Annotated in this window: 44 protein-coding genes and 1 pseudogene; 40 read left to right on the top strand and 5 right to left on the bottom strand. The window is 69.5% G+C overall.

Annotation, left to right across the window (positions count from 1 at the left end; genetic code table 11):
- A pseudogene (locus ACH492_RS22480) lies at positions 1–162 on the top strand (oxidoreductase); the annotation flags it as partial.
- Between the two features lie 151 nt (positions 163–313).
- Here ACH492_RS22480 and ACH492_RS22475 read toward each other — a convergent pair.
- Both ACH492_RS22475 and ACH492_RS22470 read right to left on the bottom strand, forming a co-directional pair.
- A complete protein-coding gene (locus ACH492_RS22475; protein ID WP_398989182.1) occupies positions 314–1,657 on the bottom strand; it encodes a hypothetical protein in 1,344 nt (447 codons plus the stop codon).
- A gap of 374 nt (positions 1,658–2,031) precedes the next feature.
- Complete coding sequence (locus ACH492_RS22470) at positions 2,032–2,559, bottom strand: helix-turn-helix domain-containing protein (protein WP_398989180.1); 528 nt, start codon at positions 2,557–2,559, stop codon at positions 2,032–2,034.
- A 215-nt stretch (positions 2,560–2,774) separates the two neighbouring features.
- Here ACH492_RS22470 and ACH492_RS22465 point away from each other — a divergent pair, with 215 nt between their 5' ends.
- The 25 genes from ACH492_RS22465 to ACH492_RS22345 all read left to right on the top strand — a co-directional run bounded on the left by ACH492_RS22465 (position 2,775) and on the right by ACH492_RS22345 (position 14,941).
- A complete protein-coding gene (locus ACH492_RS22465; protein WP_398989178.1) occupies positions 2,775–3,236 on the top strand; it encodes a helix-turn-helix domain-containing protein in 462 nt (153 codons plus the stop codon).
- A gap of 157 nt (positions 3,237–3,393) precedes the next feature.
- Positions 3,394–3,600 carry a hypothetical protein gene (locus tag ACH492_RS22460; protein WP_398989176.1) on the top strand — a complete coding sequence of 69 codons (207 nt, stop codon included), beginning with the start codon at positions 3,394–3,396 and terminating at the stop codon, positions 3,598–3,600.
- Entirely contained in the window at positions 3,597–4,220 is a 624-nt protein-coding gene (locus ACH492_RS22455; protein ID WP_398989174.1) for a hypothetical protein, read from the top strand. The genes ACH492_RS22460 and ACH492_RS22455 overlap by 4 nt, the downstream gene beginning before the upstream one ends.
- Positions 4,217–4,690, top strand: a complete 474-nt coding sequence (locus ACH492_RS22450; RefSeq protein WP_398989172.1) for a hypothetical protein — start codon at positions 4,217–4,219, stop codon at positions 4,688–4,690. The genes ACH492_RS22455 and ACH492_RS22450 overlap by 4 nt, the downstream gene beginning before the upstream one ends.
- Positions 4,687–4,911, top strand: a complete 225-nt coding sequence (locus ACH492_RS22445; protein WP_398989170.1) for a hypothetical protein — start codon at positions 4,687–4,689, stop codon at positions 4,909–4,911. The genes ACH492_RS22450 and ACH492_RS22445 overlap by 4 nt, the downstream gene beginning before the upstream one ends.
- Positions 4,908–5,411 (top strand): HNH endonuclease signature motif containing protein, encoded by a 504-nt coding sequence (locus ACH492_RS22440; RefSeq protein ID WP_398989168.1) that lies wholly within the window; start codon positions 4,908–4,910, stop codon positions 5,409–5,411. Before ACH492_RS22445 ends, ACH492_RS22440 begins: the two co-directional genes overlap by 4 nt.
- On the top strand, positions 5,408–5,749 hold the full coding sequence (locus ACH492_RS22435) for a hypothetical protein (protein WP_398989166.1): 342 nt from the start codon (positions 5,408–5,410) through the stop codon (positions 5,747–5,749). The genes ACH492_RS22440 and ACH492_RS22435 overlap by 4 nt, the downstream gene beginning before the upstream one ends.
- Entirely contained in the window at positions 5,749–6,234 is a 486-nt protein-coding gene (locus ACH492_RS22430) for a hypothetical protein (RefSeq protein WP_398989165.1), read from the top strand. Before ACH492_RS22435 ends, ACH492_RS22430 begins: the two co-directional genes overlap by 1 nt.
- Positions 6,227–6,661 carry a hypothetical protein gene (locus tag ACH492_RS22425; protein WP_398989163.1) on the top strand — a complete coding sequence of 145 codons (435 nt, stop codon included), beginning with the start codon at positions 6,227–6,229 and terminating at the stop codon, positions 6,659–6,661. Before ACH492_RS22430 ends, ACH492_RS22425 begins: the two co-directional genes overlap by 8 nt.
- Complete coding sequence (locus ACH492_RS22420) at positions 6,658–6,780, top strand: hypothetical protein (protein ID WP_398989161.1); 123 nt, start codon at positions 6,658–6,660, stop codon at positions 6,778–6,780. The genes ACH492_RS22425 and ACH492_RS22420 overlap by 4 nt, the downstream gene beginning before the upstream one ends.
- Positions 6,777–7,217, top strand: coding sequence for a hypothetical protein (locus ACH492_RS22415; RefSeq protein ID WP_398989159.1), 441 nt, complete (start codon positions 6,777–6,779; stop codon positions 7,215–7,217). Before ACH492_RS22420 ends, ACH492_RS22415 begins: the two co-directional genes overlap by 4 nt.
- Positions 7,214–7,522, top strand: coding sequence for a hypothetical protein (locus ACH492_RS22410; RefSeq protein WP_398989157.1), 309 nt, complete (start codon positions 7,214–7,216; stop codon positions 7,520–7,522). The genes ACH492_RS22415 and ACH492_RS22410 overlap by 4 nt, the downstream gene beginning before the upstream one ends.
- On the top strand, positions 7,519–8,322 hold the full coding sequence (locus tag ACH492_RS22405) for a DNA-methyltransferase (protein ID WP_398989155.1): 804 nt from the start codon (positions 7,519–7,521) through the stop codon (positions 8,320–8,322). The genes ACH492_RS22410 and ACH492_RS22405 overlap by 4 nt, the downstream gene beginning before the upstream one ends.
- Positions 8,323–8,397: 75 nt before the next feature.
- Complete coding sequence (locus ACH492_RS22400; protein WP_398989153.1) at positions 8,398–8,616, top strand: hypothetical protein; 219 nt, start codon at positions 8,398–8,400, stop codon at positions 8,614–8,616.
- 85 nt (positions 8,617–8,701) lie between these two features.
- Positions 8,702–9,448 (top strand): methyltransferase, encoded by a 747-nt coding sequence (locus ACH492_RS22395; protein WP_398989152.1) that lies wholly within the window; start codon positions 8,702–8,704, stop codon positions 9,446–9,448.
- Between the two features lie 107 nt (positions 9,449–9,555).
- A complete protein-coding gene (locus ACH492_RS22390) occupies positions 9,556–9,801 on the top strand; it encodes a hypothetical protein (protein ID WP_398989150.1) in 246 nt (81 codons plus the stop codon).
- Complete coding sequence (locus tag ACH492_RS22385; protein WP_398989148.1) at positions 9,798–10,640, top strand: hypothetical protein; 843 nt, start codon at positions 9,798–9,800, stop codon at positions 10,638–10,640. The genes ACH492_RS22390 and ACH492_RS22385 overlap by 4 nt, the downstream gene beginning before the upstream one ends.
- The gene (locus ACH492_RS22380) at positions 10,640–11,623 is read left to right on the top strand and encodes a hypothetical protein (RefSeq protein ID WP_398989146.1); all 984 of its coding nucleotides are present in this window, start codon (positions 10,640–10,642) and stop codon (positions 11,621–11,623) included. Before ACH492_RS22385 ends, ACH492_RS22380 begins: the two co-directional genes overlap by 1 nt.
- Positions 11,620–12,120 carry an endonuclease VII domain-containing protein gene (locus ACH492_RS22375; RefSeq protein WP_398989144.1) on the top strand — a complete coding sequence of 167 codons (501 nt, stop codon included), beginning with the start codon at positions 11,620–11,622 and terminating at the stop codon, positions 12,118–12,120. Before ACH492_RS22380 ends, ACH492_RS22375 begins: the two co-directional genes overlap by 4 nt.
- Positions 12,121–12,189: 69 nt before the next feature.
- A complete protein-coding gene (locus tag ACH492_RS22370; RefSeq protein ID WP_398989142.1) occupies positions 12,190–12,582 on the top strand; it encodes an ASCH domain-containing protein in 393 nt (130 codons plus the stop codon).
- Positions 12,579–12,944 (top strand): hypothetical protein, encoded by a 366-nt coding sequence (locus ACH492_RS22365; RefSeq protein WP_398989140.1) that lies wholly within the window; start codon positions 12,579–12,581, stop codon positions 12,942–12,944. The genes ACH492_RS22370 and ACH492_RS22365 overlap by 4 nt, the downstream gene beginning before the upstream one ends.
- Positions 12,941–13,417, top strand: coding sequence for a hypothetical protein (locus tag ACH492_RS22360; RefSeq protein WP_398989138.1), 477 nt, complete (start codon positions 12,941–12,943; stop codon positions 13,415–13,417). Before ACH492_RS22365 ends, ACH492_RS22360 begins: the two co-directional genes overlap by 4 nt.
- The gene (locus ACH492_RS22355; RefSeq protein ID WP_398989136.1) at positions 13,414–13,815 is read left to right on the top strand and encodes a helix-turn-helix domain-containing protein; all 402 of its coding nucleotides are present in this window, start codon (positions 13,414–13,416) and stop codon (positions 13,813–13,815) included. The genes ACH492_RS22360 and ACH492_RS22355 overlap by 4 nt, the downstream gene beginning before the upstream one ends.
- The gene (locus tag ACH492_RS22350) at positions 13,812–14,099 is read left to right on the top strand and encodes a hypothetical protein (RefSeq protein WP_398989134.1); all 288 of its coding nucleotides are present in this window, start codon (positions 13,812–13,814) and stop codon (positions 14,097–14,099) included. Before ACH492_RS22355 ends, ACH492_RS22350 begins: the two co-directional genes overlap by 4 nt.
- Positions 14,099–14,941: a hypothetical protein gene (locus ACH492_RS22345; protein ID WP_398989132.1), complete on the top strand. Its 843-nt coding sequence runs from the start codon at positions 14,099–14,101 to the stop codon at positions 14,939–14,941. Before ACH492_RS22350 ends, ACH492_RS22345 begins: the two co-directional genes overlap by 1 nt.
- Before the next feature lie 54 nt (positions 14,942–14,995).
- Here ACH492_RS22345 and ACH492_RS22340 read toward each other — a convergent pair whose 3' ends face one another.
- On the bottom strand, positions 14,996–15,283 hold the full coding sequence (locus ACH492_RS22340; protein ID WP_398989130.1) for a type II toxin-antitoxin system Phd/YefM family antitoxin: 288 nt from the start codon (positions 15,281–15,283) through the stop codon (positions 14,996–14,998).
- A gap of 735 nt (positions 15,284–16,018) precedes the next feature.
- On the opposite strand from ACH492_RS22340, the gene ACH492_RS22335 reads away from it, so the two are divergent.
- The 14 genes from ACH492_RS22335 (at position 16,019) to ACH492_RS22270 (ending at position 22,134) form a co-directional block, all read left to right on the top strand.
- Positions 16,019–16,306, top strand: a complete 288-nt coding sequence (locus tag ACH492_RS22335) for a hypothetical protein (protein ID WP_398989128.1) — start codon at positions 16,019–16,021, stop codon at positions 16,304–16,306.
- Complete coding sequence (locus ACH492_RS22330) at positions 16,303–17,625, top strand: DnaB-like helicase N-terminal domain-containing protein (RefSeq protein WP_398989126.1); 1,323 nt, start codon at positions 16,303–16,305, stop codon at positions 17,623–17,625. Before ACH492_RS22335 ends, ACH492_RS22330 begins: the two co-directional genes overlap by 4 nt.
- The gene (locus ACH492_RS22325; protein WP_398989124.1) at positions 17,622–18,020 is read left to right on the top strand and encodes a hypothetical protein; all 399 of its coding nucleotides are present in this window, start codon (positions 17,622–17,624) and stop codon (positions 18,018–18,020) included. The genes ACH492_RS22330 and ACH492_RS22325 overlap by 4 nt, the downstream gene beginning before the upstream one ends.
- Positions 18,017–18,304, top strand: a complete 288-nt coding sequence (locus ACH492_RS22320; protein ID WP_398989122.1) for a hypothetical protein — start codon at positions 18,017–18,019, stop codon at positions 18,302–18,304. Before ACH492_RS22325 ends, ACH492_RS22320 begins: the two co-directional genes overlap by 4 nt.
- An 84-nt stretch (positions 18,305–18,388) precedes the next feature.
- The gene (locus tag ACH492_RS22315; RefSeq protein ID WP_398989120.1) at positions 18,389–18,667 is read left to right on the top strand and encodes a hypothetical protein; all 279 of its coding nucleotides are present in this window, start codon (positions 18,389–18,391) and stop codon (positions 18,665–18,667) included.
- Positions 18,668–18,748: 81 nt separating this feature from the next.
- On the top strand, positions 18,749–18,892 hold the full coding sequence (locus tag ACH492_RS22310) for a hypothetical protein (protein WP_398989118.1): 144 nt from the start codon (positions 18,749–18,751) through the stop codon (positions 18,890–18,892).
- A 23-nt stretch (positions 18,893–18,915) separates the two neighbouring features.
- Positions 18,916–19,434: a DUF4326 domain-containing protein gene (locus ACH492_RS22305; RefSeq protein ID WP_398989116.1), complete on the top strand. Its 519-nt coding sequence runs from the start codon at positions 18,916–18,918 to the stop codon at positions 19,432–19,434.
- A 66-nt stretch (positions 19,435–19,500) separates the two neighbouring features.
- Entirely contained in the window at positions 19,501–19,911 is a 411-nt protein-coding gene (locus tag ACH492_RS22300; protein WP_398989114.1) for a hypothetical protein, read from the top strand.
- Complete coding sequence (locus tag ACH492_RS22295) at positions 19,908–20,090, top strand: hypothetical protein (RefSeq protein WP_398989113.1); 183 nt, start codon at positions 19,908–19,910, stop codon at positions 20,088–20,090. The genes ACH492_RS22300 and ACH492_RS22295 overlap by 4 nt, the downstream gene beginning before the upstream one ends.
- On the top strand, positions 20,087–20,329 hold the full coding sequence (locus tag ACH492_RS22290) for a hypothetical protein (protein WP_398989111.1): 243 nt from the start codon (positions 20,087–20,089) through the stop codon (positions 20,327–20,329). Before ACH492_RS22295 ends, ACH492_RS22290 begins: the two co-directional genes overlap by 4 nt.
- Positions 20,330–20,464: 135 nt before the next feature.
- Positions 20,465–20,722 carry a hypothetical protein gene (locus ACH492_RS22285; RefSeq protein WP_398989109.1) on the top strand — a complete coding sequence of 86 codons (258 nt, stop codon included), beginning with the start codon at positions 20,465–20,467 and terminating at the stop codon, positions 20,720–20,722.
- Positions 20,715–21,101 carry a hypothetical protein gene (locus ACH492_RS22280; RefSeq protein ID WP_398989107.1) on the top strand — a complete coding sequence of 129 codons (387 nt, stop codon included), beginning with the start codon at positions 20,715–20,717 and terminating at the stop codon, positions 21,099–21,101. Before ACH492_RS22285 ends, ACH492_RS22280 begins: the two co-directional genes overlap by 8 nt.
- Positions 21,098–21,943, top strand: coding sequence for a hypothetical protein (locus tag ACH492_RS22275; protein ID WP_398989105.1), 846 nt, complete (start codon positions 21,098–21,100; stop codon positions 21,941–21,943). The genes ACH492_RS22280 and ACH492_RS22275 overlap by 4 nt, the downstream gene beginning before the upstream one ends.
- Positions 21,940–22,134, top strand: a complete 195-nt coding sequence (locus ACH492_RS22270; RefSeq protein WP_398989103.1) for a hypothetical protein — start codon at positions 21,940–21,942, stop codon at positions 22,132–22,134. The genes ACH492_RS22275 and ACH492_RS22270 overlap by 4 nt, the downstream gene beginning before the upstream one ends.
- A 150-nt stretch (positions 22,135–22,284) precedes the next feature.
- Here ACH492_RS22270 and ACH492_RS22265 read toward each other — a convergent pair whose 3' ends face one another.
- Positions 22,285–22,686: an NUDIX hydrolase gene (locus tag ACH492_RS22265; RefSeq protein ID WP_398989101.1), complete on the bottom strand. Its 402-nt coding sequence runs from the start codon at positions 22,684–22,686 to the stop codon at positions 22,285–22,287.
- Entirely contained in the window at positions 22,683–23,315 is a 633-nt protein-coding gene (locus ACH492_RS22260) for an NUDIX hydrolase (protein ID WP_398989221.1), read from the bottom strand. Before ACH492_RS22260 ends, ACH492_RS22265 begins: the two co-directional genes overlap by 4 nt.
- Positions 23,316–23,379 lie beyond the last annotated feature (64 nt).

Raw genomic sequence — 23,379 nt, 5'->3', positions numbered from 1 at the left:
CGGCACGGCTGCGCGACCCTGCTCACCGCCGCTGGCCACAGCCAGATTGCCGTCACGATGAACATCTACGCCCACGTCGTGCAGGACACGCAGCGTGAGGCACTGAGCCACCTGGACCGGATGCTCAAGCGGCGGCCGGTCGTCAATGACCGCCCCGGTTGATGTCAAAAGTGGATGTCAAAGGCCCCCAGCCATGATCGGCTGGGGGCCTTTGCACTGGTGGGCGCGGACGGTTTCGAACCGCCGACATCTGCTTTGTAAGAGCCGATGTAAACCAGCCTCTACGACCATGGACTAACGCTGTGACCTGCACCTACGCCACCCGCTCCTGATCCCCGTTGATCATTTGGGGGATATTTGTGGGACGGGCTCCACGATCAGCCTTGACCAGGTCCACCCGGCCCCACAACGAGCGCCACTTCAGATTATGCATCGCCCGCTCGTAGATCTCCTGCAATCCGTCAAGCCGCATCTGCCTCATGCTCGGAGTCGGATGCTGGTAAACCGCCTTGATGCCAGGCCTCTTGTGACCCGCCTGCTCGAACATCAACGCCGGCCGCACCCCGATCTGATCCTGGTACGTGTCATGCGTGTGCCGCAGATCCCGCATCGTCAGCCCCGGCATGATCGGCTCCCACTTCGGCCGCGGCGCATGCCCCTTCACCGTGGGGAGCGCATCACGTCCGTCGGCCGCCGGACGGATGTTGGAGCGTGTGAAGTTGGAGCGGCGCCACCACTTCCCCGCCGGCGTGCAGAACACGTAGGGGTGCGGCCAGTCGGCGAGGTGGTAGCGCAGCAGCAGGGCGAGGAACGGCGGCACGTCGATGTCCCGCGCCCGGCCCGCATTCTTCGGCGGCTCCAGCTGCAGAACGAGCCCCGTCTTGGTGCCGTCCTCGTCGCGGCCCTCGTACTCGGCCAACTCCCCCACCTCCGCGTCGACACGGATGACGGGGCACTCGAACCAGCCGCCGTCATACGCCTGGCGCCGCGTCAGCAGAACGTTGTCCCGGTGCAGCCCTGCGCCCTCGCCCCAGCCGAGACCCGTGAACGCCGTCGCGAGGACATGCAGCCCGACCGCGGGACCGAGACGCTCAGCCATCTGCAGCACCACCTCAGGCGCCGCCCACTTCTCCTCGTCCGTCTTCTTCTTCGTCGTCGGCGCCGACGTGGGCCGGGTGCGGCGGCGGGCATGCAGCGGATTCACCGTCAGATGCTTGGCGTCCACAGCGCCGGTGAGGATCGACGACATGAGCGTGACGGCATGCCCGGCCGTGACCTCGTCGCAGGCGAGACCCTGCTGCCACGAGTCGACATCGAACCAGTTGATCGAGATCAGCGGCGTGTGCTCCCACTTCGGCAGGATGTGCTGCTCCAGCAGATTCCACCGCTTGCCCACCGTGGCACCGCGCTTCGGCTTCGCCCGCATCCACTTGCGGGCGAACTCCCCGAAGTGCATGCGCTGCAGGTCCGGATCGATCCACCGGCCCGCCCGGATCGCGGCCTCCTGCTCCTCACCCCACTGCTTCGCCAGACCCTTCGTCGGGAAGCCCGGCTCACTCCCCCACGTGCCATCGGGCCGTTTGTAGCGGGAGCGCCACGTGAACGTTTTTGTCTGCTTCCCCTTGACGACCTTGTAGACCTTCTCGCCATGAGCCATCCGCCACCCCCTTCAGGTGTCTGCCTCCATTGTCTTTCAGACAGGGACTACAGCGGCGCTCAATGGCAAGGCTTGGCTGATTCGAGGGATGGCGCTCCGGGCACCGCGGCCAGTCCGGCGTTGACGTGGCGGGCACCCTCGGCGGTGAGCCTGCCGTCGGCCGTGGCCAGCGAACTATCCGCGTAGACGTGAATGTGACCGGACCTGCCGTCAACCCACACGAGGGAGTTGTTCGGCAGTCGCTCCGCGCAGAAGACATGGACACACATCGGCACCCCATTGTCCGATCGGTGGCCCCACAGTCAGCGTTCAGCCATGCAACCACACTTTTGGGTCACCTGTGGAGTGCTGGGAGTGACTGAAATCGCCTTGTGCTACGAACCGTTCGCGGCGGGTGACGTCCGGGTTCCGTTTTCACCGGAGTAGTCCAGTTCCCTGAGCTGGGCCTGCATGCGCAGCCACGCATCGAGATTCCGCTGACGCTGCTCCGGCGTCGCGTCCGGCGGGTTCTTCACCACGACCACCGCGCTCGCACCGTCACCGAGCGGGATCACCACCGTGTCGACCAACTCACCCTCGGACTTCAGCTCGTGCTCGATCCGCGTGGGCAGCGCAGGCCCGGCCGGCAGCTGCTGGGCCGCCGACTCCTGCACCCCGTCAGTGAGTTGCGGGTCGCCGCCGGCGAGGACTCTGTCGACGGAGTCGTCGGTCCAGCCGACGCGCCGGGCGAAGTTGCGGATTGTGGGGGTGGGCTTCTTGAAGGCCTGGCCGCGCTCGATGTTCTGGATCACGGAGCGGCCGACGCCGAGCTCTACCGCAAGCTCGTCCTGCGTGAGCTTCGGTGCCATTTCCTGGCGCGCGGCCTGCAGTGCGGCGCCCAGGCGGTCCCAGTCGAGGTCCATGACTCCACATCATGCCTCACGATCATGCAACCGCGAAGCCCACATCCTGGGCTTTGACCTGCGCATTAGTAGGCATTTCAAGCTTTCCGGGTTGCATCCTCCACTCTGCACTTTCCACGCCCCTCCCGTGGCACGGCATGCCACGCCCGGAATATGAGCCCACAATGTAGGCAGACCGCTTGCGCTCGTAGCCATTGCGGGCTTAGATTCTAAGCGTGAAGCTAGACGGACCCGCAATCGCAAGGGCACGGAGAGCTCAGAACATGAGCCTGCGCAAGCTCCAGAAGCTGACCGGCCTCGACAGGGGCTACCTCTCCCGCATGGAGAGGGGGCTCATCCGCGAGTCCGCAGACGAACGGGTCCAGTCCATTGCCGACGCACTGCAGGTGACGTCGGACGACATCACCGACAAGGAGAAAAACGTGACCGCCAAGGCCACGAAGACGCCCCCCATCGCGGCGGACGAGAACGACCTTCGGCGCTACACCCCCGAAGAGGTCATCGACAACCGATGGCTGCCGTACAAGAGCGCCCGCGTGCTTCGCGAGAAGGCCTACAAGGGCGAAGTCCACTGCCACAAGGACGGCGGAGTCATCAGCTTCACCGCTGAAGACATCCGCAAGGAGAACGACCGGCACGCGGTCGTCCCCGGACAGCGCAAGACCCGCGCCGCCTAGTGCGGCATGCGGCCCAGTGCCGGGCTCTGACCTCCGACACCGGGCCTAGAGATCCACCTTCACCATCCAGAAGAGAGGCGATCCCATGCCTTCATCATCCGCTACTCCAGTCCCAGTTCCCATCCCTGATGCCGTCGCTGCCCGTATCGGCGCGTGCATGCCGATCCACATTCTTCAGGCGGAGATCGACGCCGAGTTGGAGGCCCGTGAGGTTCTCCGGTTCCGCGCCCCGCTGATGTCGGCCCTGCTTGACGACGAGGACCGTCACGACCGTGAGGCTGCGTTCTCCCGCCTGGCCGCCGCGAACAAGGTCCTCGCCGCCTGGAACCCGCTGCTCGTGCTCAAGGCCGGGGGCGTGCGATGACACTCGACACCCGCATCTTCGTGCTCGACAAGGTCGACCCGCAGGAGACGTTCAAGTTCTTCCGCAGCCTCCTCGGCGCAACCGACAAGCACTCGTTCACCGACGAGCAGGACAAGACCTACTCCAAGGGCGAGTGGTCCGTCAGCCCCGACAACCCGTGGACGATCTCCAACGACCCGGGCCAGGGTCTGCCTGGCTGGCTGATGCTCTACTACCGCCCCGACGCCCCGCTGCGTACCGCAGAGCAGGCGGCCGAGCACGACGAGGACTGCAACCTCCCCGAGAACTCCATCTACGTCGAGGAGTGGGGGCCGTGCGACGGCACTCACCACCGTCGCCCCTGCTGGCTGACGGTCTCCATCGACACGGCCTACGGCTACCGCGACGACCGCGGCTTCGGATGCGGTGACCTGCACGCCGAGTACGTGGCGAAGCTCGGCCAGTGGCTGGACGCGAGGGGCGTCCGCTGGGAGTGGGAGAACGAGTTCACCGGCGAGGTCCACACCGGCTACTCGCGGCTGATCGACCTGGCGTCCGGCGGCTTCGAGGCGTCGGCCTGGTTCCGCACCTCCGTCCTCCCGGTGATCGAGGCCGAGGTTCGGAAGGGCGGCCTGTCATGAGCGCCCGCGACGAGCTGACCGACTTCATCACCTACCTGCTCCACAAGGCTGGCGTGCTCGACAGCCTGATGGACGACGAGCAAGCGGGCCCGGTTCACCGCAAGGTCGACCAGCTCCTGGCTGCGGCGCAAACCGAGACCCGTGGCGAGGCGTTCAACGAGGCCGCCGAGGTCGCCGTTCGTGCCGCCCGAGCGTGCGGCAACAGCGAGACCGGCCAGTACGCCGCCTCAGTCGCTGCGGGCATCGGCAAGGAACTCCGCCACCTCGCCGCCTCCTCGCCCCGCACCGCCGCCGCCGAGCAGCCGGAGTCCGCGGTCGAGTTCGGCGTGCTTTCCCCGGAGGGCCACGTGCTGTGCCCGACGCCGGTCCGTGAGGACGCGGAGCGGCATCTGACGCGCTTCCGCGCCATGTACCCGACCGCCCGCCTGGTGCAGCGCACCTCCGGCCCGTGGGTGGAGGTGTCGCGATGACTGCCGCCGACATGGCCCGTGTGGACGTGCCGCTGACCCGGCTGGCCGACGAGATCCGCGCCCTGAAGGACAAGGCGGCCCGCGACGGCCTGCTTGCCGAGCAGGCACATCTCGCCGACTGCTGCGACCCGCTGTTTATCCGCCTCGCCTCCGAGCATGGCGACTGCTGCTCCACCGACGCCGACTACCCCGAGTGGACACCCGGCGGTGAGCGACGATGACGCGATCAGTCGCCGATCGTTTCTGGGCGAAGGTCAAGCACGACGGACCTGTATCGCTGAGGCGCGAGGCTCCCGGCCGATGCTGGCTTTGGGTCGGTGCTATCGGGGCCCGAGGCTACGGCCGGATCTTCGTGGATGGCCAGACCGTGCCCGCGCACCGCTGGTCCTACGAGGCCGAAGTCGGATCAATACAGCCGGGCCTCGTCATCGATCACCTGTGCCGCAATCGGGCATGTGTGAACCCGGCCCACCTGGAGCCAGTCACGAACCAGGTCAACACGCTCCGAGGCATCGGCATGACGGCCCGTCGAGCCAGGACCACACACTGCCCTGCCGGCCACGAGTACGCCGGGGCCAACCTCTACGTCTCCCCGCGGGGCGATCGTCGCTGCCGAATTTGCGAGCACCTGCGCGCCGTCCGGCGAGGCCGCAAGCCATCGCCCATCCCCGGCTGCGCCTGCGTCGCCTGCCCGCCAAAAACCACCGGAGGAACGGCATGAGCGCCCTGTCGATGGCCGACCACGGGCAGGTGTTCACCGCCCTCCAGATGCTCGCGCACGAGTACCCGAACCTGCCGGCCGCAGACATCCACATCCGCGGCCACGTGACCCTCGCCGCGCCGCTGACCGTGGAGGTCGGCTTCCGCGACAAGCCCGGCGACTTCGCCGCGTGGCTGGCGGTGCTGCGGGTGGTGGAGCCGGAGACCCGCCGTCTGGAGATGGGCGGCGGCAGGTTCGTGACGCAGGCGACGCAGCACGGCATGGGCGTCCTGTTCGTGCTGACGCTGCACCACTCGGAGCGTGAGTGGCGGCCCGCCCGGCAGGCGGTGATGGCGTGATGGCCGCCATCTCCCCGGCGAACCTCGGGCGCCGCATCTCCGACCAGCAGGATGCGGCCCGCATGTCAGGCGACCGCGTCCTGTGGGAGGACGCCTGGACGTCCCTCGCCGACTGCCGGATCTACACGGCCGCATGGCTCGGCATTCCGTGGGAGTACGTCGACCCGTCACTCGGCCACTGGCTCGTGCCGGAGGACGTGTGCTGGTCGTGCTGGAAGCAGATCGAGGGGCTGGTGGTGGTGATCGGCGTGAATGCCGACTGCCGCCACCACCATTCGAGCTGCTGGCCGGACCACGACCCGCAAGTGCGGGACGGCGTCCACGGCCGTCCCGCCTGCCAGTCGCGACTCCCTCACTACGGGGGGGGTGCAGTGATGACCCGTCTCCTCACCCTCCGCGGCTGGCTCATCGCCACCACCGCACTCCTCGCCCTCACCGCATGGGGGCGCCACGAATGGAACCGAACAGGGGACCGCAATGCCTGACCGCCAGCCCACCGCAACCGAACTGACCGCGATGTTCGAGGCCACCGACAACGCCGAGCTCGCACGACAGGAGCGGGCGCTGAGGGCCGAGGCGACCACCACCGCCGCCGCGGACCTGACCCCGACGCAGCAGGCCATCGCGGCCATGCGCGCCCAGCGGGCCGCCCTCGGATACCCGGCCACCGGCCCCGAATGGCTCCTCCTCGACGCACTCGACGAGAGCGAGCGCGAGAACGCCCGGCTGCGGCAGGAGACCGCCGAACTCCGCACCGCCCAGACCCTGGCCGCCTCCCTGACCGAGCGTCTCGCCGCCCTCCAGGACGGCAACGAAGGCGCCTACCGCGAGCTGTACGACGCCATGAACGGGCCGCACTTCTGCCCCGACCGGCCCTTCGGACAACCCGCCGCAGAGCAGGTGACCGCATGAGCCAGTCCACCGACACCGGGGCGCTCGTCGTATGCGCCGTCATCGGAGGCGGCTGGGTCTTCCTCGCCGCCCTCGGAGAAAACGTCAGCCGCTGGATCCGTGACCGGAGGTCATCGTGAACACGCTCACCCTCCCCGGCCTGCGCGGCAAGCAGAACAAGCACCGTGCACCGGACCGGATCGCCGCCCTCGAAGCCGAAGTCGCCGACCTCAAGCGCCGGCTGGCCTCCGCAGACCAGCTGATCCGCACGGTCATCGTCGAAAAGTCCGACACCTACCTCGACCTGCGGAACGCCGAGCAGGCACGCGACTGTGCCCAGGCTGCCGCCGCAGTGAAGGACCTGCAGCTCCGGGACCTCCACACCCGCATCCGCGACCTCGAAGAGCAGCGCGGCCAGGCACCCGCCGAGCTGCCGGTCACCGCCCAACGCTTCGACACCGGGCCGGTGCTGCGGGCGGGCAAGCGGCCCGTCCCCACCTGGGCCAGCGGCGAGGACAGCAGCGAGACGACGCACTCCATCCCCCTCGCACAGCTGCGGACGGAGGTCGAGGCGTGAGCGCCGACCTGATCGCCGTTCTGCACAAGGCCGCCGACCTCACCCTCCTGTACGGGCCCGACCCCGAAGGCTGCATCCGTGCCGCCGTCTACGGCCGCCCCGACGTGACCCTGCCGCACTGGGACACCGCCGACTCTCTCCTCGTCGAAGACGCCGGCTACTGGCTCAAGCGGCACATCAACCCCGGCATCGCCGACGCCGACCACCAGACCGACATCGACGAATGGGCCGAAGGCCGCACCGTCGCCGACGTGCGAGGCGCCCTCTACGGAGCCGCCGACGGCATCGAAGCAGGTGCCCTGTGAAGCCCTACTGGGAAGACACCGACGCCGGAATCCAGCTGTACCTCGGGGACATGCGGGAGGTCCTGCCCGCCCTCGACCTGCAGGCCGATCTGCTGGTCGCCGACCCACCGTATGAGGACACGCAGCACGAATGGGACCGCTGGCCCGACGGATGGCTCGACACGGCCGCCGCGCACAGCTCCAGCATGTGGTGCTTCGGATCGCAGCGCATGTTCTTCCGCCGGCTCACCGAGTTCCAGGCCGCCGACTGGAAGCTGTCACAGGACGTCGTCGGCCGCACCGAGGACGGCGAACCCATCCTCGGCGATGTGCACGTCGTGTGGGAAAAGCACAACGGCAGCTCCCGCGCAGCCGACCGCTTCCGCCGCGTCCACGAACACGCCCTCTACTGGTACCGCGGCAAGTGGGGCGACGTGCACCACGAAGCGCAGCGCATCGTCTCCGGGCGGGACCCGCGCAGCCGCTTCGGCTCAAGCCCCGACATCCGCTCGCCGCACCTCGGCGCATACAAGCCGCATACCAGCTGGACCGATGACGGGACGCGGCTGCTGACCTCGGTGCTGCAAGTCCGGTCCATGCACAAGCGCGGCATCCACAAAACGGAGAAGCCGGTCGACTTGCTCGACCCGCTGATCCGGTATGGGTGCCCGGTAGGCGGAACGGTCGTCGACCCGTTCGCCGGGTCCGGCTCCACGTTGGACGCCGCCCGGCAGGCCGGACGAAGAGCGGTCGGCATCGAAGCCCACGAGCCCTACGCCGAGGCCGCAGCGCGCCGCCTGTCGGCGCTGGTCCTCACCTAGACCGCCCGCCGCGTCGACGGATGACACCGGCCCCGACCGGCGGGCCCACCACCCATCCCACCCGAAGGACCCGCCATGACCCATCAGCAGCCGGTCTACGAGCTCCAGACATACGACTGGACCTCCGAGGCCTGGAAGACCCGCAGCACCTACGACACCGACGGCGACGACAGGGCCGAAGACAACGCCTACTTCGCCTACACGGTGTGCTGCGGCACCGGCCCCCACCGGCTCCTCAAAGACGGAGCGACCGTCGCCGGCGTCGACGACCCGGCCAGCTACTACGCCGACTGACCACCCCTCCGGCGCCCACAACGCACGACGCCCCGCCCGAGGTGAATTCGGGCGGGACGCAACCCCAGCATCCCAGGAGAACACCGTGAAGGTACCCACCAGCGTCCTCGAAGTACTCGACCGCGCCGAGACCGACGGCCAGCGTCTCGTCCTCACCGGCACCCTCGACCGCAAGCTGTACACCGACACCGCCAAAGTCCTCGAGCTGGCGGGCGGCAAGTGGAACCGGGCAGCGAAGGCGCACCTGTTCGACGGCGACGCAGCCGACGCCATAGAGCAGGTCATCCTCACCGGCCAGGTCGTCAGCACCAAGCAGCAGTTCGGCTACTTCCCCACCCCCGCGCCAATCGTCCAGCAGCTCATCGAACTCGCCGACCTCAAGCCCGGCATGACCGTGCTGGAGCCGTCCGCAGGGCAGGGCGCCATTGCCTCCGCGGCCGCCGCCACCGGTGCCGTCGTCGACTGCATCGAACTGCAGGAGTCCAACGCGACGGTCATCTTCGACGCGGAGTACGCCAACCTCATCCTGGTCCGCGACTTCCTGACCACCGACCCGGGCACCGGCTACGACCGCGTGGTGATGAACCCGCCGTTCGCAAAGCAGGACGACATCCGGCACGTCCTCCACGCCTGGCAGTTCCTGAAGCCCGGCGGCCGGCTCGTTGCGGTGATGTCGAACGGCGTCACATTCCGCAGCACCCCGCTGACGAAGGAGTTCTGGCAGCTCCTCGACCGCGAGGACGGCGAACTCCTGCCCCTGCCTGAGGGCGCGTTCAAGGAGTCCGGCACCGGCGTCAACACGATCATCGCGGTCATCCCCAAGCCCGCCTAGACCCCCTCCCCGGCCGCGCTTCCCCCAGTGCCGCGGCCAGCCAGCCGGTCGCCGCCAACCCCCAGCGCGGCGACCGGCAGGCACAACACACCCCAGGAAGGCAGCACATGAGCACCGAGACACCCACCATCCCCGCAGAGACCGCGAACCACGTCCTCTTCCACTTCGGCTACGGCGGCTACCAGGCCGGCAGCTGCATCGAAAGCCTCATCACCACCATCGACAGGGCCGACGAGGACAACCGCGACAAGCTCGCCCTCGGCTTCCCCGAGTACGTCGCCGCAGTCGTCGCCATCAAGTACGACCCCAACGGCGTGGCCAACCTGCAGCGCATCGCGGGCGGTTCGGCATGACCGATCCGAAGAACGCCCGCGACACGGACCACGGCCGCTACTACCTCGACCCGGCCGGAGGCCCGGACCTGGTCTCCGTGACCAACGTCCTCGGCACGTCCGTCAACAAGGCCGCGCTCATGCCGTGGGCGGTGAAGGTCACCGTCGAGTGGATCCTCGACAACCGGATGGAAGTCGCCCGCCGCGCCATCACCGACCGGGCCGAACTCACCAAACAGATCAAGAAGATCCACCGCGACGCACGAGACAACGCCGCCGACCTCGGCGACCGCATCCACAAAGCAGCCGAACTCCGACTCCTCGGAGCCCCCATCCCGGCCGACCCCGAAGTCGCCCCCTACCTCGCCCAGTTCGACCTCTGGCTCGCCAACTGGGGCGTCGACCTTGAGCAGCACCTCGTCGCCACCGAGATCACCGTCCTACACCGGCGCCTCGGCTACGCCGGAACCGCAGACCTCATGATCTGGCTGCCCACCGGGCCGGGCGGACGGCTGGAGCTGTGGCTCATCGACTTCAAGACCAGCGCCACCCGCCCCGCCAAGTCGGTCTATCCGGAGAACACGCAGCAGCTGGCCGCGCTCCGCTACGCCGAGACCGTCCTGCTCCCCGACGACACCGACGCGCCCATGCCGAAGATCCAGCGGGCCGGAGTCCTCAACCTGCGCGCCAAGTCCCACGCCCTCGTCGAAATGCCCGCCGGGCGCGACGCGCACCGCGCGTTCCGCGGCGCCCTCGCCAACGCCGTGTGGCACCACGCCGCCCCCTCCACCTATCCCGCCTTGCTCGCCCCCGGCCAGACCGTCAAGCCGGCCCGGCGCACCACACGAAAGGCAGCCTGATGGGCTCCCGCATCCTCACCCTCCAACGCCAGGCCCGCGAACTCGGCCGCCTGCGCACCGGCTGGTCCGTACCGAGCGACGACCCGAAGAAGCGCCCGCGTCCCGTCAAGTCCAAGACCTGGGTGGTCTCCTCCCATGCCGAGCACTACGTCGAAGCCGCAGCCGCAGCGTGGGGCGGGGACGTTGAGCGCTGGCAGCCGCAAGGCGCCGGTGTCCCGCAGTTCCGCGTCATCACCAAGGCCGAGCAGATCGATGCCCTGCTGCCCCCCGGCGACCCGCTGTCCCAGTGCAACGAGATGTGGAACAAGGGCGGCTGCATGCGCCGCTGCGACGGGCAGACCGAACAGCTCAGCAGGAAGCCGTGCCTGTGCATGGCGGAGTACGGCGAGGACTGGCACCTGCTGAGGCAGGACCAGTACAAGAAGGACAAGGTCTGCGCGGCCACGTCCCGACTGAGCGTCGTCCTCCCCGACATGCCGGACGTCGGTGTATGGCGGGCAGAGACGCACAGCTTCTACGCCGCCAACGAAATGGCGGGCACCGTCGACATGGTCCTGTCCGGCACCGGCGGACAGGGGCTCGTGCCGGTGACGCTGCGGATCGAGCCGCGGTCCCGTGTGGCTGGCGGGAAGACGAAGCACTTCCCTGTGGTGGTCGTCGAGGTCCGCGGTATCACCCCGCGCCAGGCTCTGACCGGCCCCATCTCCACGGCGCTCGCCCTTGACCCGTCAGGCACCCGTGAGCCGCTCGCGCTTGAGGCGGCAAAGCCGGACTACCTCGCCGAGGCGGAGGGTGCCCTCACCCCGGATGACGTCGGCGACGTGTACCGGCGGGCGCACGCGGCCGGCCATCTCAACGACCAATTGATCGCGGATCTCAAGGAGATCTCCGACCGGCTGAAGGCCGAAGCCGAACCGGTCGACGCCGAGCTGGAGCCCGAAGGCGGCTGGCCCGCCGTCGCGGTACCTGGCGGTGCCGCATGAGCGGGCACACCGAAACCGCAGCCCTCGACCTTGCCATGGCCGCCTCCTACGCCGCCCAGCCTGAAGTGAGCAGGACCTGTAAGCGCTGCAAGGGGACCAAGCCCGAAGTCGCCTTCCACAGCAACGGCCGGAGCAAAGGCCGTATGGGGATCTGCGGCGAGTGCCGGTCCGAGAGGCGACGCGCCAGGGGTGAGCGGCGACGCGAGCCCGAGACGTCCGAGCAGCGACTCATCCGCAGGCTCTGGGAGATGTACAGACTCACCCTCGCGCAGTACATGGCACTCGCCGATGCGCAGGGCGGCGTGTGTGCCATCTGCGGAACGGCGCCCAACGTCGGCGCGCGGCTCTTCGTCGATCACTGTCACGCCACGGGAGTTGTGCGGGCCCTGCTCTGCAACCCATGCAACTTGATGATCGGCGTCTACGAGAACCGCCGCCATGAGGCCGCCGAGTACCTCGCCGCATACGGAAACGGCAACCCCCTGCTGCAGCAATGACGACCGGCCGCCCCCTGCCCGAAACAGGGGGCGGCCACCCCCAGAGAACCACACCGAAGGGACACCGCCATGAAGGCACTCACCATCCGACAGCCGTGGGCCGACGCCATCGCCCACGGCGAGAAGCGCATCGAGAACCGAACCTGGGCCACCCGCCACCGCGGCGACTTCCTGATCCACGCGGCAGCAGCCGAGGACCGCAACGCCCTCCCGGCAGAGATGGCCGAGCCGTGGCCGGACACGCGCAGTGCCGTCATCGCCATCGCGGGTCTGGTCGAAGTCCACTTCGCGAACGGCCGCTGCTGCCAGAAGTGGGGCTTCTCCGAGGTCTACCACTGGGAGCTGGCGAACGTCCGCCGCCTCGCGCGCCCGGTGCCGTGCAAGGGCCGCCTCGGACTGTGGACGCCCGCCGAGGACATCGCCACCGCCGTGCTCGAGCAGGAGCGGGAGGCAGTCCGATGACCCTCACCCCGGAAGAAGCCCGCACCCAGGCCAACGAACTCCTCGCCGCCATGTACGCCACCGTCACCCAGTGGGATACCGCCCTCCTCGACCAGGCCATCGACGCTATCGGTGGCGACGGGCGCGCCTTCTCCATGAACGACGTTCGCGCCGTCCTTCCCGACATGGCGCAAGGCGCGGCCGGCCTGTATTTCCACGGCCTCATCCGCCGCAAGAACCCGCGGCAACTGATCGTCGTCGGCGAAGAACCCTCGACCGCCGAGTCCACCCACGGCAAGCCGATCAAGCTCTACGTCCTCTCCGACGCCCGGCTCGAAGCCATCGCCGCCCGCAACGAACAGCGGAAGCAGGCAGCAGCATGAAGACCCTCGTCATCCTCCTCGCCGGCGGCCGGAACCTGCCCGAGCCGGGCATCGTCACCGGAACGATCGCCGACATCGCCCTCAACATCGCCGAAGGCCCCGTCATCGTCCGGCACGGCGCCTGCCCCGGCGACAACTCTGCAGACCAGGCAGCAGCCGACTGGATCCGGGACTGCGGCGAATGGCTCGGCGTCACCGAAGACCCCATGCCCGCCGACTGGGACCACTGCACCGACGCGTGCCCGCAAGGACACCGGCGCACCAAAAAGCCCGGCGACACCGCCCACCCCGGCCTGTGCGACGACTACTGCCCCGACGCCGGACCCCGCCGCAACGCCCAGATGGTCGCCAAGGAGCCGCGCGCCGACTGGATGGTCGCCTTCCCCGACCCGGCCGGACCCTCCTACGGCACCCGCAACTGCATGCGCCTCGCACGGGCCGCAGGCATCACCGTCCACGAGGTGACCGCATGAGCCCCGCCGACCTAGCCTCCGCGAACGCCGTCATCGGCAACCTGTACCGCCACCTCGGCCAGCAAGTCCGGGCCGCCCGCCTCGCCCGAGGCGTCACGCAAGCTGACCTCGCCACAGCCGTCGGCCTCACCCGCCCCTCCGTCGCCAACCTCGAAAGCGGCGTCCAGCGCATCCAGGTCCACACCCTGATCGCCGCATCCCAAGCCCTCAACGTCGACCCGGCCGACCTCATCAGCCGGGCCGTAGCAGGCGAGCAGATCGCCGACGCCATCCCCGCCGGAACCGAGCGCGACGCACGCCGCCTCGCCAAGCGACTCGCCTCCGTCCGCGACCAGATCAACGCCCTCCTGCCACTGCTCCCCGGCCGGGCCGACGTACCCGAGGACGGTGCCGCATGAGCCCCGCCGTCGAGACGGCCGCGTGGGTCGCCGGGATCTGGCTGGCCATCGCCGTGACCGCCGCCATCGTCTGGGCCCGCTACCGCCGCCAGCCGCCGCTCCCGCAGCGCACCCCCGCCGACGTGTACCGCGACGCCGCCGACTGCCGGGCACGGCGTGAAGCCGAGCAGGTCGCCGACGACCTCGACAACTGCCAGGCCATCTGGCCCGACCCACCCAGCTGGCGCACGGCCGAAGCACAGCACCGCCACGACACCGCCAAGCAGCAGCGAGAGGAGGGGTGATGGCCACCGCGACCCGGACCGCGCCGCACCACGACAAGCTCACCTGCGTCAAGCACTACGGCTGCCTCCGCCCCGAATGCCGCGACCGATACAAGGCCTACCAGCGCGACCGCTACCACAGCCGCACCGCCGGAACATGGCAGCCCCTCATCGACGCCGAACCCGTCCGCCTCCACCTCCTCGCCCTGTACGCCGTCGACTTCACCCCCGTCCGCGTCAGCGAACTCTCCGGCCTGCCCTTCGAAACCGTCATCGGCTTCACCCGCGCCTACGGCAACACCGGATACCGCAAGGCCCGCAAGCGCAGGTGCACCCCCGAAGTCGCCGCGAAAATCCTCGCCATCACCCCGGACACAGCAATGCCGGGCGTCGTCGACGCCACCGGAACCAGCCGCCGCATCCAAGCTCTCGTCGCAGCGGGCTGGCCCATGAAGTACCTCGGCCCCCGCTTCGGCTGCTCCGAGCGCACCGCCGGCTCGCTCATCGGGCAGGACCGGGTGTACGGGCGCACCGCCCAGGCCGTCGCCGACGTGTACGAGCAGCTGGCGGGCGAGAAGCCGCAGAAGCACGGCATCAGCCCCAGGTCGGCCAGCCGCGCACGCATACACGCGGCCCGACGCCGCTGGGCCACCGTCGCCTACTGGGCCGGACGCCCCGACGCCATCGACGACCCGCACTTCACCCCCGACTACGGGATCACCCGAGCCGAGATCGTCGCCGAAGAAGCCCACTGGCTGATCACCACGGCTGGCCTGACGCGCACCGCAGTAGCCGAACGGCTGGGCATCGCCCGCTGCTACGTCGACCGCGCCCTCGCCGAACACCCGCAGCTAGCCGCCTGAGCGCACGACAAAGCCCCGCGGGACACCGCGGGGCAAGGAGGAGGGGACGTGAGGTCAGTCGGTCGACGGCTTGCGCTTCGTGACCCGGACGGTCCTGGGCTTCAGCGTTGCCTTGGCGAGCAGCTCCTCATACAGGTCGGGGTCCGCCGCTTTGACCATCTGGGCCAGCCGCCGGAGCGCCTTGGCCTGCTCGTAGTCGGCGACCGAGACGAGCACGGCTTGCGGCTTATCGCGACGGGTGAGCACGACTGGACGGCCGAGGAGACGCACCTCGGCAATGACCTCGGTCATGTTCGCGCGGGCCTCGGAGATGCCCAGCTGGCGGATCGCGGGTTCACCCATGCGACCAGAATACACAGCAGCCGTCTTGTAATGTCCGTCGGTAGCGTCGCGTTGTACAATTCAGAGGTGATCAGGGGCCAGGGGGCCGGCCTCGATAAGCCGCCATGAGCACTGCCCGAATGCAGCTCTCAGCCCCCTGTCAGCACCTCTCGAAAGAAGACCGCCGTGACCTTGGACGCCATGCACTGGGTGTGGAACCACTCCAGGTCGAGGGGTAACGCCCGGCTCGCCCTGCTGTTCGTGGCGGACCAGGTGCGCACCTCCGCGTGCGAGGTACGGCTGAGCTATGCCGACTTCACGGCGGCGCTCAACGCCTCAAGGTCTGTCGCCAAAGCGGCCGTGAAGGCAGCCGCGGAGACCGGCGAGCTACAGATCATCGAGCAGGGAATCGGTACTCGCTCGTCCCTCTACGGCATCCCGAAAGCGGTCGGTTACATCCGCCCCGCCGTCTCTAGTGGGCCGGAATCCGGCCCACTAGGACACCTTCAAGATCCCTCTAGTGGGCCGGATCTAGGCCCACTAGCCGAACCTAGTGGGCCGGAATCAGGCCCACTACGGGATCAAGAGGAATCCGCTAGTGGGCCGGATTCCGGCCCACTACGGATCGCTAGTGGGCCGGAATCAGGCCCACACTCCCCAACTACTCCCAGCAAGCAAGCAGGGGGAGAGCCGGAGCGGGCGGCTGGCAGCGACGACTACGGCATCCCGGAAGCAGCCCGCCCTCTCGTCGACAGCATGACCGCCAGCGGCGTCATCGTCCGCTGGCCCTTCACCGGCAACCAGTGGTTCCCACTCCTCGCGCTGATCAACAAGTGCGGCGTACCCGCACTCGTCGACTACGCCCGGCGCACCGCCGACCGCACCGCCGTCGACTCCGCCAAGTACTTCATGCGCGGCTGGGGCGAACTCCCGCCCAAGCCCGCCGACGGAACACCCGTTCACACCAGCAGACCCCAACGCCTCGGCCGCCCCACCCCGCCCCCCAACTCCAGCCCACACGACGAATGGATGTACGGCACATGACCGACACCCCGCCGCCCGGAGACGACCTCTGGGACACCGTCCCCAACGACGTAGCCGCCATCACCCGCATGCAACCCCACGACCCCGAAGCCGAGATGAGCGTCCTCGGCAGCTGCATGATCAACCGCGACGTCCTCCGCCACATCATCGACACCCTCGCCCCCGAGGACTTCTACCAGCCCCGGCACGCGACCCTCCTCACCGCCATCGCCACCATGCACGCCCTCGGCGAACCCGTTGACCAGCTCACCCTCATCCACTATCTCGAGCAGGCCGGCAGCCTCGAGCGCATCGGCGGACGCAGCTACGTCTTCGACCTCGTCCAAGCCGTACCGACTGTGGCCCTGGCCCCCTGGTACGCCGACCGCATCCTCGCCCTCGCCCTCCGCCGGGCCGTCGCCGCGAAGAGCACCGCCCTCACCAACGAAGCGCTCTCCGGAACCGGAGAAGCCACCGACCTCGTCGAGCGCGCCGTCGCCGACTTCCGCGACATCCGCGACCGCGGCATGGCCAGCAGTGACGACCACGTCCCCAACATCGACGAGTTCCTGTCCGTCGAGCAGACCCACGACTGGCTCATCCCCGGACTCCTCGAGCGCCGCGACCGCATCGTCTTCACCGGAGCCGAAGGCGCAGGCAAATCCGTCCTCTCCCGCCAGATGGCCGTGTGCATCTCCGCCGGCATCCACCCCTTCACGCACGCCCCCATCGAGACCGGCCCCGGCACCGTCCTCGTCTTCGACTGCGAGAACGGCCAGTTCGCATCCGCCCGCCACTACCGCCCGCTCCGCCAGCTCGCCCAACGCCACACCCGCGGCGCCTACGACCCCAACCGGCTGCGCATCCTGTGCCGCCCCGAAGGCCTCGACCTCACCCGCCCCGCAGACCGGTCGTTCGTCATGCGCAAGGTCGAGAAGATCCAGCCCGACTTCATGGTCATCGGCCCTATCTACCGGCTCCACGCCGGGGACCCGAACTCCGAGGAGCTGGCGCGCAAGGTGTCCGTCGTCATCGACGAAGCCCGCGCCACCTCCGGCTGCGCCGTGTGGATGGAAGCCCACGCCCCCCACCAGAACGGCTTCAGCAACCAGCGCGCCCTCCGCCCGCTCGGCTCGTCGCTGTGGATGCGCTGGCCCGAGTTCGGCTACGGCATCCGCCTCGCCGACGACGAGATGGCCAAGAAGGAGCGACTCATGAACGTCGTCTCCTGGCGCGGCCCGCGTGAAGAGCGCAGCTGGCCCGTGCAGATCAAGCAGGGCGCGGACTGGCCATGGGTCCGGTACGACCCTCACGCCGGAAGCGGATGGGGTGCGGCATGACCCGAGGAGCTGGCCGCAGCCGCGGCTACCGACCCCAGAACTCCGAACTGCGCCCCGGCAAGGTCGTCGTCGCGTTCGGCGAGAAGACGACGATCTGCCCCGCCTGTCGCCAGCACAAGCACCACGCGTGCTGGGCCCACACCGCAGCGCTCGGCATCGGCGGCGAGGCCGGTTGCCCCTGCGGCTGCCATGTCCCGCTCGACGAACCGCTGATGACCGACGAGGCCATCGACGACATGGCCGAGCACGGCACCCTCGCCGACCACGTCAAGTTCCAGAAGGCCTGGGCCATGGGCTCCGCCTCGATCCACTTCGCCGAGCCCTGCCGCCGCTGCTCCGCCATCGAAGCCGCACGCACCGGCAGCCAGGGCGAGCTCCCCATGGAGGAGTCGTGACCGACCACAACCGCGCCTACGCCGACGCCTGCGAACGCTGCGGCCAGTACGACGTGATCCCTGCCGCGGCGATACGCGACGGCGACACCGGCATCGTCTGCGGCTACCGCTGCCCCAACTGCCACGCCGTCTGGACCTGCGGCTGGGGCATCGTCCCCGGCCGGACCGTGCCGCCGGAGCCCGCCGCGGCCGACTTCCTCGACCGGCACCTGTCCGCCCTGCTCCACGAGCAGGCCGCCGTCAACCGCGCCCACAAGCACGCCGCCCGCCGGGACCCCGCATGACCCGCCCCGGCGTCTGGCCGTGCGGTACCGCCGCCACCGGCCCCACACCGAAGCCGTGCACCGACTGCCGCAAGGAGACCCGACGTGCGTAACCGCTACGCCACCCGCCAAGCCGAGACCGCTGTCATCCATGGCGACGGCACCCGCCACTGCGCATGGTGCGGCGACTTCATCGACCCCATCGACTGGTGCCCGGACTGCACCAAGGACACCCCATGCGGCGTAAGCGGCGGACCGCACCGTCGGCTCCGCAAGCGCTCCGACGCCGCCTACTGCGATGACGGTTGCCGCGCCTCGGACCGCAGCGACCGCAGCGGATCCCTCGCCAGGCGCCGCACTCACTGGGTGCAGCAGGCCCACTGACCTCCACCCCTGCCTGTCCCGCTGCTTGATGCACCGCCAACCCCAAACCCCCACCTAGCCCGCCCGACCCGAGGAGACCTGATGGACCGCTGCGAAGACTGCAACCGCTCCAACTGCCCGGACTGCCGCCAGCACTACTGCTGCGAACCGTGCCCCTGTGGCCGCTCGCACAACTGCCCCTGCGAATGCGACGACTACGACCGCCGCATGACCAACGCCGACTAACCCAACCCAACCGAGGAGACCTGATGCCCGAGACCACTGCCACCCGCTGCCGCTGCATCTGCCCTAACGGGTGCGACTGCGGATGCACATGCCCGGCCGCCATCGAACTGCGAGCCGAACAGAATGCGCGCCGCGCAGCCAACGGCGGCCCCATCCGTATCCAGCGCCGCCGCACCTTCGGCTGGCGCGCACCTGCCGAAGCCAAGTACGTCGGCCGCGGCACCCGCTGGGGCAACCCGTGGGCCGTCGTCCAGACACCGCAAGGCTGGGCCGCGTCGTGGACCGAAGGCGCCCGCCAGCCCACCCCGCCCGCGGAGAAGCGATGGGTTGCGGCCGACACGCGGTACGCAGCCCATGAGGCCGCGGTCTACCGGTACGCCGAGTGGATCGCCGACCAGCCCAAGATGCTTGCCGTCATCCGGGCCGAGCTCGCCGGACGAGACGTCATGTGCTGGTGCCTCCGCGAACTCCCGTGCCACGGCGACGTGCTGATCGCCACTGCCGCCGGTGAAGACCCCCGCCCCGCCACCCCTGCCCCGTGACGCAAGCGGCCCGCCCCCGGGCTTAGCGGGGGCGGGCCTGGCCCGAGCCTACCGAGGAGACACCTGATGACCCAGACACCCGCCCAGCCGATCGGCTTGAGCGTCGATGACCTCGCCCGCGCCCTCGCCGGAGCGGAGGTCCTCAGCGGCCGTAGCACCGCCCCGTGGGACCAGCTCGATGAAGCCGTCCGCGACCGGCACCGGAAGGCGGCGCGGGATGTGCTCGGCCGCTGCGACATGAACTGGTCGGACCAGTCCGTCACCGAGGCGCACCCGACGGAGCAGCGGTTCCGCGTTGAGATCCACGACGGCGGTCAGTGGATGCCCGCCGGAAGTCCCACCCAGCACCGGCAGATCGCCCTCGACGCGCTGGCCGCCCGCCGTGCCGCCGCGAAGAACTGGGCTGCCGACGGTGAGCCGGTTCGCTGGCGCGTCGTTCGCGAGACGACCACGTACACGGTCGAGGACGAGACGTGACCGCCCCCGCGTGGACGGTGCGCCTCGACGAGGCGACGACCCGCCTGCTGCGCCGCTACCAGGGCCAGAAGCCCGCCGACGTTGTGGCCCGCGCCATGCGGCTCCTCGCCCAAGCCGACGGGCTCCTGGACGCCAGCGGCAAACCCACCACCGACCGAGCACGGCGGAGGCAGACGTGACCCGCAAGACCGCATCGACGATCACCGACGACGAACTCGACGCCCTGTACGAGCGGCTGGAGCGCGCCGAGAAGCGCGCCGAAGCGATGACACGCGCAATGGAATCCACCGCAGCCGACGCTCTCGCGCACCACGGCTGCCACGCCAAGTTGATGGCGCAGTGCCTGCGCGCCGAGAAGGCCGAGGCAGCCCTCGACGCTCAGCCTGCGCCGGACTCAGCGACCGCAGCGGGGCCGTGAAGGGCCCTCAGTGCCCGCGTAAGCGCCTCGTAGCCATCCGGCGGGGAGCGGGAGCCCTGAGCCCCGGAGCGTCAGCGAGGCGTACAGCGCCGCCAATCCACTGACCGTGACCAACTCGACCCGATAGGAACCGAAATGACCAAGAAGAAGAAGTCCACCGCGCAGAAGAAAGCCCGCGCCCTCCAGGCCGAGACCGGCATGCCGTACACGGCAGCCCTCGCCCAAGTCCGCGCCGAGGAAGCGACCCACGAGGAGCCGGACAGTGAGCCCTGCTTCGGCTGCGGCCAGCCGCTCACCGCCGAAACGATGGTCGACCACATCGCAGGCCACGCCAACGGAACCATCCCCACCAAGCCCGGCTGGAACGACAACGCCGGAGCCTCCGATGCCTGAGCCGACACCCGACCGCCGCCGCGCCCTGGCCGTCGCCGCCGTCGACGCCGCGGTCCACGCGTCCGGCGCATGGCTGGACCTGTCCGTGCGCCAGGCCGTCGCCGACGCGGTCCTCGACGCCATCGACAACCCGCCCGGCTCCACCCGCGAGCAGCTCCCCGCCGACCTGCTCGCCCTCCTGCCCCCGCGCAGCTACCTGTCCACCGCCTGCGAAACCGCCCGCCTCCTCGAAGGCGCCGCCATCGCACACCCCGACCGGGCGACGGAGCTCCGGGCATGGCGCGACCGCATGCACCAACGCTGCAGGTTGTCGCACAAGTTCACCGGCCGACCCTGCGCCTGCCCCTGCCACACGACCACCGAGGAGAACCCGCGATGACCGAGACCATCCACGCATGCCCGCCCAACGGCTCCGGCGTCATGCCCTGCTGCCGTAAGACCCCGTTCGAAGCGCCGCCTACCGACCGGATGTCGGACGACCCGGCAGCCGTCACCTGCGGCGAACCGCCCACCTGCGTCCACCCCGAGGGCTACGACGGCGAATGCCCCTGCCCGCCGAAGTGCGGCTGCTGCAAGACCACCCCCGCGCCCGAGCGGAAGGCGAAGCTCGAAGGACCCGGAGCGGACGGGCAGGCCGAGCCGGACCCGCAGTACGTGGCGCCCGAGTTCTTCGCGCGGCTGCACGCCACAACGGCCATCGAGTCCGACTCTGCCTGCGCTCACTGCGGCGACCCGGGCCACACCTGGGATGACTGCGAGGCGTACACCGCAGCCGTGGCCGCAGACACCCCCGCCCCCGCGTCGCAGCTACGGGACCAGATCGCGGCGGCGATCAAGTCGGTCCGGCTCGGCGACGACGAGACGCTCCTCGACGAGACCAACGTCCACCTGGCAGCCGATGCCGTGCTCGCCGTCCCCGCGATCCGCAGGCTGGCCGAAACCCGCGACGCACTCCGCCACGCGACAGGCGACCGCGACGCCTACGACCAGGAACAGCAGCAGATGCGGGAGGAACTGGCCGAAGCGCGCGGGCAGATCGAGCGCGTCCGGAAGGTCGTCGCAGAACGGCGAACCGAGCTGGCCGAGTACGAGGCCGAGCACGAGCCGTCCGGCTGGAGCGACGCTGTCAGCGTCACATGCAGCCGCGTCGAGGACGCGCTGCGCATCTTCCCCGAACCCGCCGGCACCCCCTGCCCCGACGACCCGCAGGAGCAGCCGTGAACGCCAAGCGACTTGCCGCCCGGTGCACCGCCGCGATCACCGCAGTCGTGTTCGTCGCCGCCGTCTCGGCTGGCGCCTACTACGACGTCGGCGGCTGGCCCGGCGTGGCCGTCGTCTGGGGAATCGGCGCGGTCGTCCTCGGCTTGGTTCGCGCTTTCGTCTGGGCGCTCGACAACTGGAACACCTCGTGAGCAGCGAGGCGGACCCCGACGACCAGCCCCGGCCGCCCGCCGCCTGACCGCAGAACACCGACCGCACCACCGCACCAAGGAGCCAGCCGCGAACGACGACGCCCCCGCCCCGGTAATCAACCGGCGGCGGGGGCATTCGTGCGTCCAGGGTCAGTGCGGGAGCGTCTCGTCCAAGTGGGCCTGCACCGGTAGGTATAGCCCCCACGGCACATGCTCGGGGACCTGCCTGTGCTCGAGCCAGGCGACCTCGGCGAGCTCTTCGTCGTCTGCGACGTGCGCCTCACCGCCAACCATCTCGCACGCGACGTAGGTCATGTGCCGGCCAGTGTCCGGATGGATCCGCGCACCCAGCGTCTTGATCGCCTTGACCTCGAGCCCCACTTCCTCGAGCGTCTCCCGCACCGCGGCCTGCTCCGCCGTCTCGCCGGGCTCGATGCCGCCGCCCGGGAACGCCCACGACAGCTTCCCCTCCCGCTGCCTGCGTCGGATCATCAGCACCCGCCCGCCGTCGGTAATGATCGCCATGGAGATGGGCTGGTCGGTCTCGGTCATGCGTCCTCCAGTGCGGCCACGATGGGCGGATAGATCTGTTCGAGCGGGATGAACTTCGGTAGTTGGGTGATCGGCACCCAGGCGACGGCGTCGTTCTCGCGGTCGTCCCGGTTGGTTGCCTCGCCCATCAGGTATTCGGCGAGCTGGTAGTCGGCGACCACGCCGGTCACGGGGTGGATGCGGGTGCCGAGGTGTCGGCGGACGGCGCATCGGACTCCGGTCTCGGCGTGGGTTTCCTCGACCGCGACCACGGCGGGCGTCCGGCCTGGCTTCACCATCCCGGCGGGGAACTGCCACGACAGGCTCGCGTCGCCGCGGCGGCAGACGAGCAGCACCTCGCCCCCGCGGCGCACCACTGCTATCGCGACCCGCAAAGCCTGCGCCGTGACGGACGGGGCGGGACGCAGGGACTCCATGAACCTCAACCTCACCGACGCATCAGCCCTCCCGTACAGCGTGTCCAACGCCGCCTGCATGTCCGGCCGCGGGATCACGTCGGGCCTGCTGTGCCAGCCAGCGACCGTGCGTTCCGCGACCCCGAGCCGGGCGGCGAATGCCTGATTCGTCATGCGGAGCGCGCCCTGCAGCTGGCTCGCTGCACGTCCTGTCCACTTGCCGATGACGTCCAATGTCAGGCTCCAGCCGGTCGAATGCTGGCGTACTGCACTGCGGTTGCACTGGGACTGCACTGCC

This window comes from Streptomyces sp. NPDC019443 (assembly GCF_044389785.1).
In the GTDB taxonomy this organism is placed as follows: Bacteria; Actinomycetota; Actinomycetes; order Streptomycetales; family Streptomycetaceae; genus Streptomyces.
Note: the sequence above shows the minus strand (reverse complement) of the source record. Positions and strands in the feature narration are given on the sequence as shown.